The sequence below is a fragment of the Sphingopyxis sp. genome (genome assembly GCF_019459305.1).
GTDB lineage: Bacteria > Pseudomonadota > Alphaproteobacteria > Sphingomonadales > Sphingomonadaceae > Sphingopyxis.
Window position 1 is genome coordinate 21,179 of the sequence record NZ_JAIBES010000032.1, and the last position, 14,318, is coordinate 35,496.

Below are 14,318 nucleotides of genomic sequence, written 5' to 3' on the forward strand. Positions count from 1 at the left end.
GGGGCCGAGTGGACCCCGGATCAAGTCCGGGGTGACGAAGCATGGGTGGCAAGGTCAGTTAAGCGGCGTCCATTTCTCATCATCGGGAAGCGGCGCAAAGATCGCGTCGATCCAGTCTTCGGTCACCGCTTCGGGTTTGGCCGGATCCCATTTCGGACTGTTGTCCTTGTCGACGATCAGCGCGCGCACACCTTCCAGGAAGTCGTGCATCTGAACGACGCGGCTGCCGATCGCATATTCCTGGCGCATCTGTTCCGCAAAGTCGTGCATCTCGCCGCCCTCTTTCAGCTGGCGCAGCGCGACCTTGCACGTCTGCGGCGATTTGCTGTGCAGCGCCGCCAGCTCTTTCACCGCCCAGTCGCCGCCATCGGCTTCGAGCGCGGCAAGGATCTCCTCATAGGTGTCGCTGGCAAACAGCCGATTGATCTTGTCGATATGCTGGGTGATGTCGGCAGGCGGCGCGGTGACCGACAGCTCGCCCAGAATGCCGCCGATGCGATCGGGATGTGCCGCAATGCGTGCCTTTGCCTCGTCGAGCTTTTCGGATGGCAGATAATGCGTCGCCAGGCCGAGCGCCAAACATTCGGCGCCGTCGAGCCGCGCGCCGGTGAGCGCGAGGAACACCCCGACGCGGCCTTCGAGCCGCGGCAGGTACCAGCCGCCGCCGACATCGGGAAACAGGCCGATCCCCGTCTCGGGCATTGCAAAGCGGGTATGTTCGGTCGCAACGCGATATTTCGCCGGCTGCGAAATCCCGACCCCGCCGCCCATCGTGATGCCGTCCATGAAGGCGACAACAGGCTTGGGGTAAGTGAAGAGCAGGTGGTTAAGGCGATATTCGGTGTGGAAGAAGGCGCGCGCCTCCTTGCCATCCTTCGCGCCGCTTTCCGCGAGCATGCGGATGTCGCCGCCGGCGCAGAAGCCGCGGCCTTCACTATGGTCGATGATCACCACTTCGATGGCGTCGTCGTCGCGCCATTTCAGCAATGCGTCGATCATCGCCTGACACATCGCGAGATTGAGCGCATGGATCGCTTTCGGGCGATTGAGCGACAGACGGCCCGAGCGGCCATCGACGTTGATCAGCACATCGTCGGTCATTGGCGCAACAAGTCCCTTCCGATGATCATCCGCATCACCTGGTTGGTGCCCTCGAGGATCGAATGAACGCGCAGATCGCGCCAAAAACGCTCGATCGGATAATCCTTCAAATAGCCATAGCCGCCGAACAATTGCAGCGCGTCGTTGACGATCTTGCTGCCATTGTCGGTCGCAAGCCGCTTCGCCATCGCCGAGAAGCGCGACTTGTCGGGGGCGTTGGCGGTGACCTTTGCCGCCGCCATATAGAGCAAGGCGCGCGCGGCTTCGAGGTCGGTCGCCATGTCGGCGAGCATGAACTGGGTGTTCTGGAAATCGGCGATCGGTTGCCCGAACTGCTGGCGATCCTTGGTATAGGCGACCGCTTCGTCGAGGCAGCGCTGCGCGCCGCCGAGCGAGCAGGCGCCGATGTTCAAACGCCCGCCGTCGAGTCCCGCCATCGCGAAGCGGAAGCCGTCGCCCTCGGCACCGACCAGATTTTCGATCGGCACGCGGCAGTCCTCGAAAATCACCTGTGCGGTCGGCGAGGCATTCCAGCCGAGCTTTTTCTCGGGGGCGCCAAAGCTCAATCCCCGCGTGTCCTTTTCGACAACGAGGCAGCTGATTCCCTTGGATTTTTCTTCCGACGTGCGGACCATGCAGACATAAATGTCGTTATAACCCGCGCCCGAGATGAACTGCTTGGTGCCGTTCAGCACATAATGGTCGCCGTCGCGCTTCGCCGACGCCTTGAGCGCCGCGGCGTCCGATCCCGAACCCGGTTCGGTCAGGCAATAGCTGGCGATCTTGTCCATGCTGACGAGGTCGGGCAGGAAACGCGCCTTGATCTCTGCTCCGCCGAAGCGGTCGATCATCCACGTCGCCATATTGTGGATCGAAACATAGGCGCTGGTCGCGGGGCAACCATAGGCCATCGCCTCCATGATCAGCGCCGCTTCCATCCGGCCGAGCCCGATGCCGCCCGATTCCTCGGCGACGTAGATCGCGCCGAAGCCGAGCTCGCCCGCCGCCTTCCACACGTCGACGGGATAATGATGTTTCTCGTCCCATTCCGCCGCGAAGGGCGTGATGCGATCGGCGGTGAATTTGCGCGCCATATCCTGGATGGCGAGCTGGTCGTCGGTAAGCTGGAACTGGTCGGTCATGGTCATTTCTCGATGATGGCTTCGGCTTCGATTTCAACTTTCCATTCGGGCCGGATCAGCGCCGGCACAACCAGCATCGTCGATGCCGGGCGGATGTTTTTGAATGCCGCACCGTGCGCCAGGCCAACCAGATCGGCATCGGCGGCGTCGGTGATATACATGCGGGTGCGCACGACGTCGGCGAAGCTGCCGCCGAGCGCTTCGAGCGCCTCGCCAATGATTGCGATACAGCGGGCGGCCTGTGCGCCCGCGTCGCCGGGGGTCGAGGTGCCGTCGGGCTCGATCGGCGCGCAGCCCGCGACATCGATGCGGCTGCCCACCCGAACCGCACGGCTGTAGCCGTAGATCGATTCGAACGGGGACGCCGAGCTATGATTGCGACGACCGGAATCAGCCACAGCTGATCCGCTCGATCTTGAGCGCGTCGTCATAGGACACGGTGAGCCGGTCGGGGCGAAAGTCCATGGTGACAGCGGTGCGCGGCGGCACCCAGCGCAGCGTCGTCGCACCGCTGCCCTTGATGAGCTGGGCGCCGACTTCGCCGGTTGCGGTCTGGCCGACGAACGATTGCACGCCATCGGCGTTGCACATCGCTTCGGTGGGCGGCGTCGGGGTCGATGCGGGCGGCCGCTCTTGCGTGCAAGCGGCGAGCGGCAGCACCGCGGCAATGGCGAGCAGGCGGATGTCCATCATGAGTCTCCCTTTAGGCATCAGGCACAGCGCGTATAGCGCATCGGACCGGCGGCGGCACCCTCGCCCTGATCACGGCGAACAAGCGTCTTGCCGCCATCGGCGAGGTCGAGTTGCATCCGGCGATCCCAGGTCACGCCTTCACCGCTGAATTTATAGTCGGCGTCGATACGGCCCGCATCGCTGATGCGGACACGCGCCAGTTCGCCGTGCGATTCGTAAAAGCGCAGGTCTGTCGCATCGACGGTCAGCGCGGTCAGGTCGGTGCCTTTCGTCGCGGCACAATCGGCGGGTTTCAGCGCCCAGCGGCCGCGGATGGCGGCGGGGATCGTCTTCCCGTCGGCAATGGTTGGGGGTTCGGGTTTCGCGGGCGCTTCTTCGGACGCATCTGGCAGGTCCGCGTCGACCGTCGTCGCGGCGGGCGCCGCGCGCTCGGTTTCTTGCGACGGCGCGGTCGCTGCCGTGTCGTCGGGCAGCGATTTGTCCTCGCCGCCGCTGCACGCGGCGAGCAGCAGCAAAGCGGCGGGAAGCATCGGGCGGGTCATCGACATTCTCCTTCGACAGGAGAAATGCCCGGTGCGGGGCGCGGGTTTCATTCGGCCTTGCCTTCGCCGAGCACCTTGTCGCGGAAGACCGCGGTCGCAAGGTCGGTCTGGTTGTAGCGATACCAACGCGGCGCAGGCACGCCCGCAGCCCATGCGAGCGCCTCGGTCAGCGTGCCATTTGCCGAGGGGGTGTCGGGCATTTCCGCGCCGATGGGGTCGGCGTATGCAGCGTCGGCGCCGACGAGCGTCCAGCCGGCCTTGCGCAGCGCGCGCACCAGATCGCCGATATGCAGCGCGGCGAGATCGGTTTCGTGGAGGAGCAGCATCTGCACCGGCTGGCGACCGGTGACGCGCTGCATCATCGCATCGGCAAAGTCGGCCGCCTCGACATGCCAGGAGACAAACAGATCGCCGAGCGCCTTGCGGTCGATCGGCTTGCCGGCCTTCGCCGCTTCGCGCGTCAGCGCTTCGAGGTGCCAGTCCGACGATTCGGCGGTGACATAACCGTTGCGCAGGCCGCGTGCGGCGAGGCCGGCGCGGAGGGCATCGCGCTTGGCCTTGTCTTTCCCACCCTCGTCCAGAAAGGGAAAGCGGAACCAGGGGCGATAGCCGGGGCGGCCCTTGAGCCACAGCTCGGCCGCGTCGATGTCGGCGAGATAGGCGGCGGTATCGGTCGTGCTGAGGCGCGAATGGCTATTACTGTGGTTCGCGATGACATGGCCCGCAGCGACATAAGCGGCGATGCGCTCTTCGCCGCCAACGCCGTCGCCCTGCCCGATCGCGCCCGGATTGACGAAGAAGACCGCCTGCGGCGCGTTCGCCTTTTTCAGCTCGGCGATGATCCGCTTGCTGCGTTCGTCGGGCATGAAGAAGGCGCCGCGTCCGCGCGGTACGTCGTCGAACGACAGCGCGATCATCTTCTGCGCTGTCGCCTGAACGGGCAGCAGCAGCAGAATCAGCAGAGGCAGGAGCAGCCGCCGGAGCAAGCTATTACCCCATCGTCGGGATGACGAAGGCGTTGCCGCCGTCGGGCGAACCGTCGGGCCAGCGCTGGGTGATCGTCTTGACCTTGGTCCAGAATTTCACCCCTTCCATGCCGTGCTGGTTGGTGTCGCCGAATGCCGAGCGTTTCCAGCCGCCAAAGCTGTGATAGGCCACCGGCACCGGGATCGGGACGTTGATGCCGACCATGCCGACATTGACCCGCGCCGCGAATTCGCGCGCGGCGTGGCCGTTGCGCGTGAAGATGGCGACGCCGTTGCCATACTGATGCTTCGACGGCAGTTCGAGCGCTTCCTCAAAATTGGCGGCGCGGACGATCTGCAGCACCGGGCCGAAGATTTCTTCCTTGTACGATTCCATGTCAGTGGTGACATGGTCGAACAGCGTCGGGCCGATGAAGAAGCCCTTTTCATGGCCCTGAAGACTGAAACCGCGGCCGTCGACGACGAGCTCGGCGCCTTCGTCGGCGCATTTCTGGATCCAGCCTTCGACCTTTTCCTTGTGCGCCTGCGTCACCACCGGGCCATAATGCGCCTCGGCATCGGTCGACACGCCGACGCGCAGCGCGGCAATCGCGGGGATCAGTTTTTCGCGCAGGCGGTTGGCGGTGTCTTCGCCGACCGGCACGACGACCGGCAGCGCCATGCAGCGTTCGCCCGCCGAGCCAAAGGCGGCACCGGTGAGGTCATTGACGACCTGGTCGAGATCGGCGTCGGGCATGACGATGCCGTGGTTCTTCGCGCCGCCCATCGCCTGCACACGCTTGCCGTTCGCGACGCCGCGGTTGTAGACATAATGCGCGATGTCCGACGAGCCGACGAAGCTGACCGCGCCGATGTCGGGGTGGTCGAGGATCGCGTCGACCATTTCCTTGTCGCCATGGACGACCTGGCAGATGCCCTCGGGCAGCCCCGCTTCAATGAAAAGCTCGGCGAGACGGACGGGGACCGACGGGTCGCGCTCGCTGGGCTTGATGATGAAGGCGTTGCCCGTCGCGATCGCGACGCCCGACATCCACAGCGGGATCATCGCGGGGAAGTTGAACGGGGTGATGCCCGCGCCGATGCCGATCGGCTGGCGCATCGAATAGACGTCGATGCCGGGGCCGGCGCCCTGCGTATATTCGCCCTTCAGCACATGCGGGATGCCGCAGCAGAATTCGATGACTTCGAGGCCGCGCTGAATGTCGCCCTTTGAATCGGCGATCACCTTGCCATGCTCGCTCGACAGCATGTGCGCGAGCGCGTCCATATTCGCTTCGACGAGGCGCTTGAATTCGAACATCACGCGCGCGCGGCGCTGCGGGTTGGTGGCGGCCCATGCGGGCTGCGCGGCCTTGGCCGCAGCGACCGCGCGATCGAGCAGCGTGGCGTCGCCAAGCGCCACCTGCGCCTGCACGCTGCCATTATTGGGGTCGAACACGTCGCCCTGACGGGCGCTGCCACCGGCTCCGCCGGCGATATGGTGATCAATCTGTCGCATGTTCGAGTCTCCCGTTTCTGGTTGCCGTTGCAACAGACGATGTAGACGCCATTTGCAAGGGATAGACTTGCAGCAACAACCTGCATATTTGCAGGTCATGGATTGGGACAACCTGCAAATATTCCTGACCGTCGCCAGGCAGGGGACGGTCGCACGCGCCGCGCAGGCGCTGCGCCTCGACGCCACGACGGTCAGCCGCAGGGTGAGCGCATTGGAAAGCGCGTTGCAACAGACATTGTTCGAACGCGCGCCCAGCGGTTTCATTCCAACGGCGGCCGGGCGCGCGCTGGTCCCGCACGCCGAGGCGATGGCTGCCGCGGCGGCGCGCATCCATATGGCCGAGAGCGGCGCGGGATTGTCGGGACAATTGCGGGTCAGCGTGTCGGAGGGGTTCGGGGGCAGCTTCATCGCGCCGCGTCTCGCGCATTTCACCACCGCGCACCCCGAACTCGAAATCGACCTGGTCGCCTCATCGGGCTTTTTGAACCCGTCGCGGCGCGAGGCCGACATGGCGGTGCTGCTGGCGCGGCCGCGCAAGGGCCCGCTGATCACGCGCAAGCTGTCGGATTACAGCCTCGGTCTTTATGCCCCCGCCGACCGCCGCGACTGGCAGGATGCGGCAGCGGCCCAGCCGCTGTCGCGCGCGGGCATTCCGGTGATCGGCTATATCCCCGACATCCTTTACGCGCCTGAACTCGACTATCTGGGCGAGATCGAACCGGGGCTGCGCGCGACGATCCGGTCGTCGAGCATTTTGGCACAGCGACGGATGATCGCGGGCGGCGCGGGGGTCGGCGTGCTGCCCTGCTTCCTTGCGGCGGGCGACCCTGCGCTGGTGCGGGTGCGGCCCGAGCAGGTCATCGGACGCAGTTTCTGGCTTGCGCTCCACCGCGACGTCGCCCCGCAGCCGCGGGTGCGGGCGTTCATCGACTGGCTCGATGCCGAGGTGCGCGAGAGCCGGGGGTTGTTGTTGCCGGCTTAGGCCGGACGCCAGTCGGAGGCGATCAGGCCGCCGGCGCCGAACAGGGGCTCCAACGCATCCTGCGCTGCCGCCGCTTCGCGCAACATTCCAGCGAGCGGATCGTCGATCGGATGATCGCTACGCAGGAACGCGATCCATGCCGCGACCGCTGCTTCAAGCGACGCGCACCGCGCACCGCGCTGCTGATGCCACGCCAGTGTTTCCAGCCAGCGCTGCGGGATCTTCTGACTGCCATCCATTGCGATCTGGATCAGCCGATGGTCGAGTGCGGGATTGGCAAAACGGTCGAGCAAGGCGTCGGCATATGCGGATAAATCCTGACCCGGCGCGGCGGCGATCGTCGGCGCGGCTTCGCGCAGCATCAGCCGCTCGATCACCGGCCGGATGTCGGGATCGGCAATGGCCTGATGAACATATTCATGCCCGCGCCCCAACCCGATATAGGCGAGCGCCGAATGCGCGCCGTTGAGCATCCGCAGCTTGGCGGTTTCATAGGGCGCGACATCGGCGACCAACTGCGCCCCGACCTTTTCCCAGCGCGGGCGCGGGCCGGCGAAATCATCCTCGATCACCCATTGGCTGAAGCCTTCGGTGACAACGGCCCCCTCGTCGCGCACGCCAAGTTCGGTTTCGATTGCCGCGCGGTCGGCGTCGGTGGTCGCGGGAACGATGCGGTCGATCATCGTGGCCGGGCAGCGGCATTCGGTATCGAACCAGTCCCCAAGGTCGGGGTGCGCGGCGGCGAGATATTGCCGCATAAGCGTACGCAGCACCGCGCCGTTACCCGCAAGATTGTCGCAGCTGAGCAGGGTCAGGCCAGGCAGCCGCGCCGCGTGGCGCGCGGCGAGGCCTGCACCGACGAAGCGATATAGGCTCGACAGTCCCATGGCGGCGGCAAGGTCGAGCGCGCCGCCGGGTCCGCGCAAATAGCCTTTCTCGGTCACCGTGAAGCTGACGATATGCGTCGTCGGCGCCGCGATCGCATCGATCACTGCCTGGGGGTTATCCGCCGCGACCAGCACGCGCTGCACCGCACCGATGAGACGTAGATCGGTTCCCGCCGCGCTGCGAGTGCTGACCGTATAGAGGCCATCCTGCGGGTTCAGCTGCGCGGCCACGTCGCCCGAGCGCAGCGACACGCCGATGATGCCCCAGTCGCGGTCGCCCGCGTTCATTGCATCATCGGTGTACACCGCCTGATGCGCGCGGTGGAAGGCGCCGATGCCGATGTGGACGATGCCAGCGGCATGCGCGCAACGGTCATAGCCCGGCGCCCGCACCGACGGCGGGAGCGGCGTATCGGGACCAAGCCTCACAGCTTGTAGGCCGCCTTGGCGAGATTATAGCTGAGGTCGGCGGCGAGGTCCGCGGCCTCCCATTCCTCAAGTCTGTGCTCGACGACGAGCTGCGCCAAAAAGCCGCAATCGATGCGGCGGGCGACGTCGTGGCGCGCCGGGATCGACAGGAAGGCGCGAGTGTCGTCGTTGAAACCGACCGTATTGTAGAAACCTGCGGTCTCGGTCATTGACCCGCGAAACCGGCGCATGCCTTCGGGGCTGTCGTGGAACCACCAGGCGGGGCCGAGCTTCAGCGCCGGATAATGACCCGCGAGCGGCGCCAGTTCGCGCGCATAGCTGGTCTCGTCGAGCGTGAAGAGGATGATCGTCAGCGCAGCTTCATTGCCATATTTGCTGAGCAGCGGCCGCAGCGCATGGACATAGTCGGTCGCGGTGGGAATGTCGGCACCCTTGTCGCGGCCATAATGATCGAACAGCCAAGGGTTGTGATTGCGGAACGCGCCGGGATGGATCTGCATGACCAGCCCGTCGTCGAGGCTCATCCCCGCCATTACCGTCAGCATATGGGCGCGGAAGCGTTCGGCATCGGCGGCGCTGACCTCGCCGTGCGTAACGCGCGCGAACAGCGTCTCGGCTTCGGTCTTCGACAGGTCCGCGGTTGCGGCGGTCGGGTGGCCATGATCGGTCGAGGTCGCGCCCAGGCTGGCGAAGAAGGCGCGGCGGCCCCGATGCGCGGCGAGATAGCCTGCGTAGCTATACGCATCCTCGCCAGACAGGTCGGAGAAGCGCGCGAGATTGGCGTAAAAGCCTTCGAATTCCGGATCGACGACGGGGTCGGGACGATAGGCGGTGATCACCCGCCCGCCCCATTCGCCGCTGTCGTTCGCGGCGCGGATCGCGGCGTGATGATCGAGCGTGTCGAGCGGGCTTTCGGTCGTTGCGATCACCTCGATCCCGAAGCGGTCGAACAAGGCACGCGGGCGGAACGCGTCGGTCGCAAGCGCTTCGGTAATGCAGTCGTAATAGAAGTCCGCTGTCGCCGCCTCGAACTGCACCTCGATCCCGAACGCTTCGGCGAACACCCAGTCCATCCACATCCGCGACGGGGTGCCGCGGAAGAGATGGTAATTCTGCGCGAACAGGCGCCAGCTTGTCCGCGGGTCGGCATCCGGGTTGCGGATACCGAGCGCGTCGAGCGAGACGCCCTGCGAATAGAGCATCCGGAACACATAATGATCGGGATGGAGCAGGAGCTCCGCAGCATTGCCGAACGGCGCATTGCCGGCAAACCAACTGGGGTCAGTATGGCCATGCGGACTGATGATCGGCAGGTCCGCGACTTCGGCATAAAGCCGCCGCGCGATGTCGCGCTGCCCCGGATCGGACGGGAACAATCGGTCGGGATGAAGGGTCAGCGGACGGGTCATGCAGGCGCGGCCGCACTTTCGATCCGCACCGGTGCCAGCTTCGGGCTGAGCAGGTGGACAGCGAGCACTGCGAGGAAATAGACCGTCGTGCAGGCGGCAAAGATCAATGTGTAGTTGCCCCCCGTCGCATCGAGCACCATCCCGGTCGATTTCGCCATGATCATCCCGCCGACGCCGCCCATGAAGCCGCCAAGCCCGATCACCGAGCCAACCGCGCGTTTGGGGAACATGTCGGGCGGGATCGACAGGATCGTCGACGAAAACGCCTGATGCCCCGCGAGCGCGATGCCGATCAGCACCACCGCGAGCCACATATTTTCCAGCCCCGTCACGAACAACAGCGGCAATACGCACAGCCCCGCGCCTATCATCGTGATCTTGCGCGCAAAATTGACGCTGTGGCCGCTCTGGATCAGTTTCGACGAGGTCCATCCGCCGACGATGCTGCCAACGTCGGAAAGCAGATACATGATGATCATCGGGAGCAGCACGATCTTGAGGTCGACATCATAGGTCGAGGCGAAATATTTGGGCAGCCAGAACAGCATCAGGAACCACACCGGGTCGGTCAGGAATTTGGCGATCGCAAACGCCCAGGCTTCGCGTTTGGTGACGATTTTGGACCAGCCGAGCCGCTCGACCTGCTCGGGCGGGTCATGTTCGATCCACGCAAGCTCCGCCTCGCTGACCTTACCGCTTTCGCGCGGGTTGCTGTATAGCCAGAGCCAGAGCACGAGCAGGACGACGCCAAAGGCGCCGCTGTAGATGAAGGTCTGCCGCCAGTCGAAGCCCATCCAGACCATGAACAGCCAGATCGTCGGCGCGGTCAGGATGACCCCGATCGTCGTCGCGCTGTTGACCCAGCCGATCGCGTAGGAGCGCTCTTTCTGCGGAAACCATTCGCTGCTAGCGCGGACGACCGACGGGAAATGCCCCGCTTCGCCGACGCCCAGCACGATGCGCGCCGCCATGAATGAGACCACCGATCCGGCAAAGCCGTGCGCAACATGGCCGATCGTCCAGATCGTGATCGCGATGCTGTAGCCGATCTTGGGACCGAAGCGGTCGATCAGCCAGCCCATGAGAAGGAAGCCGAGTGCATAAGCGGCCTGGAAGGCGGTGACGATGTTGCCATAGTCATTCTCGCTCCAGCCGAGTTCGTCGCCGAGCACCGGCGCGAGCAGCCCGAGCATGGTGCGGTCGATATAGTTGACGGTCGTCGCGGCAAAGAGCAGCGCGATAATCAGCCAGCGGTAACGCCCCGCCCGCGGCACCGGCAGCGCCGCACCTCCGTTCGCGATTGCCTGTGCCATCAAGTCTCTCCCGTTATGGTTTCAGTAGCCGGTAATCGAGCAGCCGACGCGGATTTTTCCGTCGAACAGCGCTTCGGCGCGTTGGCCGACCGCAATTTCATGCACCCCGGTGATCGCTCCCGCCGACACCCAGGTCCCGGGTGCAATCGCGATGCCGCGCGCGCGGAGGGTGCGGATCAGGAACAGGGCTGATCCGAACGGACCGTCGAGCATGGTTTCCATGGTCGCCGCGCCCACGGGATCGCCGTCGATTCTCATTTCGACCGGCATGGTGATCAGATCGCGGTCGCGCCAATCAGGAATCGGCGGTCCGAGCACCAGCCCCTTGTTGTTGCCATAGTCGGACGCAGTGACCGCGGGGCCGTGGCGGTTGATGTCGGGAAAGGGCGAGCTGGCGATCTCGATCCCGGTGCGCACCTCGGTGACGCAGGCGCGGACCGATTCGATGTCATATTCGCGGTCGCCGACCTCACCCAGGCACAGCAGCACTTCGGCTTCGGCGGCGGCAAAGCCGTCGGCATAGACCGGCATGGCGGCGCCGTCGGCCGCGATTTCGTCGGCAAAAATCGGTCCGGCGATGCGCTCGCCGCCATAGCGTTCGACGAGGTCCGGGGCGATCCGCCCGACCTTCCAGCCGCCGATACGGCGACCGTCGAAGTCGATCGCCGCGCTCTGGATCGCATAGGCATCCGCCATCGTCTGCGGCATCGCGCCGGGATACAAGGTAAGCGGTGTCTTTTCGGCGCGAGCGGCCAAAAAGGCGCGGGCGATAGTTTCTTGTTCAGGGGTTGCCAGCATCTTTGTGATTTCCCTCTTCCGCCAAACCGTCTAAGAGACACCGGTGTCAAAAGCAAGCGAATAGCTGGCGGCGATAACAAAATGACGGCTTTTGGCGGCAGGCGAGCCGCATGCGGGTCGCGCGAAAGACGCAGCGAATATGGCGCGACGAACAAGGGTGGAAAACGGCAGATGACCGATGCGATCCGAATCCATGCGGCCGACAATGTCGCCACCGCGCTAGCCGACCTGGCGGCGGACAGCGCGGTGGCCGTCGGCTCACAGCGCCTGATCCCTATCGAGCCGATCGCGCGCGGGCACAAGCTGGCGCTGGCCCCGATCGCCTGCGGTGCCAGCGTGATCAAATATGGCTTTCCGATCGGTGTCGCGACCGCCGACATTGCCGCGGGTGCGCTTGTCCATGGCCACAATCTGGCGACCGCGCTGACCGGGAGCGATGATTATGTCTATGCGCCGCCCCTCGCCGTCCCGCCGCTCGCGTCGTCCGCGCCCAGCTTCATGGGCTATGCCCGCGCCGATGGGCGCGTCGGTACACGCAACGAAATCTGGATCCTGCCCACCGTCGGCTGCGTCGGCAATCTGACGGCGCGCGTCGCGCGAACCGCAGCCGTCCGCCATTCCGGGCGTCTCGACGGTATCCACGCGTTCAAGCATCCATTCGGCTGCTCGCAGCTCGGCGACGATCTGGGCCACACGCGCGGCCTGCTCGCGGCGCTGGCGCAGCATCCGAATGCGGGCGGCGTGCTGATCGTCGGGCTCGGCTGCGAGAGCAACCAGCTCACCGCATTGCTCGACACCATCCCCGAGGGTCGCCGCGGCCATATCCGCACCCTGTCGGCGCAGGCGGTCGAGGATGACGAGGCGGCGAGCCTGGCGCTGGTGGATGAACTGGTCGAGGCCTGCGCCGACACCCGGCGCACCCCCGCGCCGCTGTCGGCGCTGACCCTTGGGGTCAAATGTGGCGGATCCGACGGCCTGTCGGGCCTGACCGCCAACCCGCTGGCCGGTCGCATGGCCGATGCCGTCGCGGCCGCCGAAGGCAAGGTCATCCTTACCGAAATTCCCGAGCTCTTCGGCGCCGAGCAGCTGCTGCTGGACCGCGCGGTGTCGCGTGACGTGTTCGATCGAACGGCGCAGCTGGTACAGGATTTCAAGGCCTATTTCACCCGCAACGGCGAGCCGGTGAGCGAGAACCCTTCTCCCGGCAACATCGCCGGCGGAATCACGACGCTGGAAGAAAAATCGCTCGGTGCCGTGCAGAAGGGCGGCCAGGTCCCGCTCGTCGATGTCCAGCTTTATGGCGGTGAAGCGACGCTCCCCGGGCTTACTTTGCTCGAGGCGCCCGGCAACGACGCAGTGTCGTCGACCGCGCTGACCGCCGCGGGCGCGACGGTGATCCTGTTCACCACCGGCCGCGGCACCCCGCTCGGCTTTCCGGCCCCGACGCTGAAGATCGCCTCGAACAGCGAGCTTGCGGCGCGCAAATCAGGGTGGATCGATTTCGATGCCGGGATGGTGATCGGCGACGGCTTCGATATTGCATCGGACGCACTGCTCGACCTGATCATCGCCACCGCATCGGGCAAGCTGACCAGAGCGGAGGCGAATGAGGAACGCGACATCGCGATCTGGAAATCGGGCGTGACGCTTTAGTCGAGCGCGCGGAAGGTAAAATTGCGGAACCGCGCCTCGCCTTCTCCCGCCGAATAGAGCCCGGGGCGCAGCATCAGGAAACCGCCGCGAACATTGTGGTGATAGCCCGACACTTCCATACCGCGATCGAATCTGGTCCAGGTTTTGCCGTCATCGCCGCTGGTGTCATAGGTCACGATATGGCGGTCGTTGGTCACCCGCATGCGCAGCTTGCGACCATGCGGGTTAGCCGGACGCGCGCGTTCGATGCCATATTGATGGGTGACGAATCGCTCACCATCGAACCCCAGCCCGCAATAGAGCCGGTCATCGTAAAAGAGGATCAGCCCCGCTGTGCCGCGGGGGGCGATTTCGATATCGCATTCGAACCGGTATGCCTGATCGCCCGCGATGAGCAGCAAGGGCGACGAATCGACCGGCGCCTTGCCGCGCGCATTCAAGACCAGCGCGCCATCCTCGACCCGCGCGCGGCTGCGCTCGTTGGCTGCGGGTTTGAAGAAATTCCATTTGGCGCCGAGCGCCAGCGTGCTGAAATCGTCCGACAGTGCCATACCGTGCGGCCCCGCCACGCCGCCTTTCGGCTTGGCGATCGGCTGCGACAGGTCGCCGCCGGTCATCCGGAACCAGCCGTCTTCGGTCCATTCGATCGGATCGAGCAGCGCCTGACGGCCCAATGTCCAATAGCCATTTTCAAACCCGTGATAGACGCTCCACCAATCGCCCGCCGGCCCCTCGACCAGCGTAGCGTGGCCGCGCGACCACCATTTTTCCGCCGCCGATGTGGTGCGGACGAGCGGGTTGGCCGGGCAGTTTTCCCACGGCCCATGGATCGATTTCGATCGCGCCGCGATCACCATATGACCCGTGGGGGGGGGGGGGGGGGGG

Annotated in this window: 14 protein-coding genes; 2 read left to right on the forward strand and 12 right to left on the reverse strand. The window is 65.2% G+C overall.

Going from position 1 to position 14,318, the window contains the following annotated elements; translation table 11 throughout:
• Window positions 1-54: 54 nt before the first annotated feature.
• The 7 genes from K0M74_RS03460 to K0M74_RS03490 are packed head-to-tail and all read right to left on the reverse strand — an operon-like array spanning window position 55 to window position 5,962.
• Window positions 55-1,101: an enoyl-CoA hydratase/isomerase family protein gene (locus K0M74_RS03460; protein WP_293968025.1), complete on the reverse strand. Its 1,047-nt coding sequence runs from the start codon at window positions 1,099-1,101 to the stop codon at window positions 55-57.
• Window positions 1,098-2,243, reverse strand: coding sequence for an acyl-CoA dehydrogenase family protein (locus K0M74_RS03465; RefSeq protein WP_293968053.1), 1,146 nt, complete (start codon window positions 2,241-2,243; stop codon window positions 1,098-1,100). Before K0M74_RS03465 ends, K0M74_RS03460 begins: the two co-directional genes overlap by 4 nt.
• A gap of 2 nt (window positions 2,244-2,245) precedes the next feature.
• The gene (locus K0M74_RS03470; RefSeq protein WP_293968027.1) at window positions 2,246-2,641 is read right to left on the reverse strand and encodes a RidA family protein; all 396 of its coding nucleotides are present in this window, start codon (window positions 2,639-2,641) and stop codon (window positions 2,246-2,248) included.
• Window positions 2,634-2,936 carry an I78 family peptidase inhibitor gene (locus K0M74_RS03475; protein WP_366932630.1) on the reverse strand — a complete coding sequence of 101 codons (303 nt, stop codon included), beginning with the start codon at window positions 2,934-2,936 and terminating at the stop codon, window positions 2,634-2,636. Before K0M74_RS03475 ends, K0M74_RS03470 begins: the two co-directional genes overlap by 8 nt.
• A 17-nt stretch (window positions 2,937-2,953) precedes the next feature.
• Window positions 2,954-3,478, reverse strand: coding sequence for a hypothetical protein (locus tag K0M74_RS03480; protein ID WP_293968029.1), 525 nt, complete (start codon window positions 3,476-3,478; stop codon window positions 2,954-2,956).
• A gap of 47 nt (window positions 3,479-3,525) precedes the next feature.
• Window positions 3,526-4,464 (reverse strand): polysaccharide deacetylase family protein, encoded by a 939-nt coding sequence (locus K0M74_RS03485; protein WP_293968031.1) that lies wholly within the window; start codon window positions 4,462-4,464, stop codon window positions 3,526-3,528.
• 4 nt (window positions 4,465-4,468) lie between these two features.
• Window positions 4,469-5,962, reverse strand: a complete 1,494-nt coding sequence (locus K0M74_RS03490; RefSeq protein WP_293968033.1) for a CoA-acylating methylmalonate-semialdehyde dehydrogenase — start codon at window positions 5,960-5,962, stop codon at window positions 4,469-4,471.
• Window positions 5,963-6,059: 97 nt separating this feature from the next.
• Between K0M74_RS03490 and K0M74_RS03495 the strand changes: the two genes are divergently transcribed.
• Entirely contained in the window at window positions 6,060-6,944 is an 885-nt protein-coding gene (locus tag K0M74_RS03495; RefSeq protein ID WP_293968035.1) for a LysR family transcriptional regulator, read from the forward strand.
• On the opposite strand, the gene K0M74_RS03500 is transcribed toward K0M74_RS03495, so the two are convergent.
• From K0M74_RS03500 to K0M74_RS03515, 4 genes are read right to left on the reverse strand one after another with little or no spacing between them, the layout of a single operon-like run.
• Window positions 6,941-8,260 (reverse strand): mannitol dehydrogenase family protein, encoded by a 1,320-nt coding sequence (locus K0M74_RS03500; RefSeq protein WP_293968037.1) that lies wholly within the window; start codon window positions 8,258-8,260, stop codon window positions 6,941-6,943. The two genes, K0M74_RS03495 and K0M74_RS03500, sit on opposite strands and share 4 nt — an antisense overlap.
• Window positions 8,257-9,669: a glucuronate isomerase gene (gene uxaC / locus K0M74_RS03505; RefSeq protein WP_293968039.1), complete on the reverse strand. Its 1,413-nt coding sequence runs from the start codon at window positions 9,667-9,669 to the stop codon at window positions 8,257-8,259. The genes K0M74_RS03500 and uxaC overlap by 4 nt, the downstream gene beginning before the upstream one ends.
• Window positions 9,666-10,982 (reverse strand): MFS transporter, encoded by a 1,317-nt coding sequence (locus K0M74_RS03510; protein ID WP_293968041.1) that lies wholly within the window; start codon window positions 10,980-10,982, stop codon window positions 9,666-9,668. The genes uxaC and K0M74_RS03510 overlap by 4 nt, the downstream gene beginning before the upstream one ends.
• 21 nt (window positions 10,983-11,003) lie before the next feature.
• Window positions 11,004-11,780, reverse strand: coding sequence for a 2-keto-4-pentenoate hydratase (locus K0M74_RS03515; RefSeq protein WP_293968043.1), 777 nt, complete (start codon window positions 11,778-11,780; stop codon window positions 11,004-11,006).
• A 171-nt stretch (window positions 11,781-11,951) separates the two neighbouring features.
• Between K0M74_RS03515 and K0M74_RS03520 the strand changes: the two genes are divergently transcribed.
• Complete coding sequence (locus tag K0M74_RS03520) at window positions 11,952-13,433, forward strand: UxaA family hydrolase (RefSeq protein ID WP_293968045.1); 1,482 nt, start codon at window positions 11,952-11,954, stop codon at window positions 13,431-13,433.
• Here the strand turns inward: K0M74_RS03520 and K0M74_RS03525 are convergent.
• Window positions 13,430-14,318, reverse strand: an 889-nt coding sequence (locus K0M74_RS03525) for a family 43 glycosylhydrolase (protein ID WP_293968047.1), incomplete at its 5' end; no start/stop codon positions are given. The two genes, K0M74_RS03520 and K0M74_RS03525, sit on opposite strands and share 4 nt — an antisense overlap.

Coding starts and splice junctions, on each gene's coding strand:
- K0M74_RS03460 (WP_293968025.1), bottom strand. CDS start 1,101: ATGACCGACGATGTGCTGATCAACGTCGATGGCCGCTCGGGCCGTCTG.
- K0M74_RS03465 (WP_293968053.1), bottom strand. CDS start 2,243: ATGACCGACCAGTTCCAGCTTACCGACGACCAGCTCGCCATCCAGGAT.
- K0M74_RS03475 (WP_366932630.1), bottom strand. CDS start 2,936: ATGATGGACATCCGCCTGCTCGCCATTGCCGCGGTGCTGCCGCTCGCC.
- K0M74_RS03480 (WP_293968029.1), bottom strand. CDS start 3,478: ATGACCCGCCCGATGCTTCCCGCCGCTTTGCTGCTGCTCGCCGCGTGC.
- K0M74_RS03490 (WP_293968033.1), bottom strand. CDS start 5,962: ATGCGACAGATTGATCACCATATCGCCGGCGGAGCCGGTGGCAGCGCC.
- K0M74_RS03495 (WP_293968035.1), top strand. CDS start 6,060: ATGGATTGGGACAACCTGCAAATATTCCTGACCGTCGCCAGGCAGGGG.
- uxaC (WP_293968039.1), bottom strand. CDS start 9,669: ATGACCCGTCCGCTGACCCTTCATCCCGACCGATTGTTCCCGTCCGAT.
- K0M74_RS03510 (WP_293968041.1), bottom strand. CDS start 10,982: ATGGCACAGGCAATCGCGAACGGAGGTGCGGCGCTGCCGGTGCCGCGG.
- K0M74_RS03515 (WP_293968043.1), bottom strand. CDS start 11,780: ATGCTGGCAACCCCTGAACAAGAAACTATCGCCCGCGCCTTTTTGGCC.
- K0M74_RS03520 (WP_293968045.1), top strand. CDS start 11,952: ATGACCGATGCGATCCGAATCCATGCGGCCGACAATGTCGCCACCGCG.